Genomic DNA, 1,087 nt, shown 5'->3' on the forward strand with positions numbered 1-1,087 from the left:
TAATTAAAGGTGGCTCTGTCCATTTGGGAATTTATTTACAATTAGACCTGTGCGACGACAACTATTTTGCTTATCAAGGGATGGCTTTTCCTTCAATCTTTCGAAGCCAAATATGTGCTGGTTTCCACAATGCAGCTCTTAAATAACGGCTAATTTGTAAAATTTTTCGCTTACTTCTTGTCTCCATTTGCACGAGAACATGTAGGCAAAAAACAATAAGAGCGATAAATACTTGGTTTTGAATCGCCCATTCACTTTGACCGTAGAATTTTTTGATGCTGAGATGTTGTTTGATCCATTTGAAAAACAATTCAATTGCCCAGCGTGATTTGTACATTTCAGAAATTTCTTCAGCACTCAAATCAAAACGATTGGTGATTAAATGAAGTTCATTTCCTTTTGAATCAATGACTTTTATGAGGCGAAAGTAATTTTCGGCACGGTTTTGGGGCGTACCAATCAGCACCATTTGATCCGATAAAACAGCTGTATTCTCTGGTAGTTTAAAGTTGTAAACTTCCCGTATGACAGCGTTTTTTCGTAGCCTTGAAAGAAAAAAGTAGCCATCATCCGTCATGCGATCAAAGCGCTCGTAATCTAGGTAACCACGGTCAAACACATACATGCATTCCTTGTCATCCACCATGATTTCAAGCTGGCCACGGTCATGTTCTTTTGCCGTTGTCAAAACGGCTTTTTCAGGATAGGAAGTACCTTTTTCCATAAACACAAGACGCAGATGTAACTTCACTCCGGCTTTTGTTTTGCGGAATTTTGCCCATTTATGGTTCGTCAAATGGATTGGCAATGTGCTTGAATCAATGATTTTTAATGGCATGACAAGTTTTGTATAGTGTGTTTTGGCATGAATTTGGACGACTAAATCAAGGAAAAGCCTTTGAAACAGATCTGGATTCAAGCCATTTAAACGGCGTGAGAGCTGAGAAATACTGATTGAATCAAGATCAATGCCTTTTTGCAGTTGGTCATCGAAAAGACAATCGCCCAGTGCATGGAGACTTTCGATCTCTTCTAACTGCGCAAAAAGTAATAATTTTAGGAATGACGCTGTCGTTAATTTTTTCGT

The 1,087-nt window shown here is 38.5% G+C and carries 1 protein-coding gene; it reads right to left on the bottom strand.

Annotated features, from left to right (window positions below):
* Positions 1-73: 73 nt before the first annotated feature.
* Positions 74-1,087: IS4 family transposase (locus BFU02S_RS15930; RefSeq protein WP_066372804.1), on the bottom strand; the 1,014-nt coding region annotated here is incomplete at its 5' end.

The sequence above is a fragment of the Neobacillus fumarioli NBRC 102428 genome (genome assembly GCF_001591485.1).
In the GTDB taxonomy this organism is placed as follows: domain Bacteria; phylum Bacillota; class Bacilli; order Bacillales; family Cytobacillaceae; genus Neobacillus; species Neobacillus fumarioli.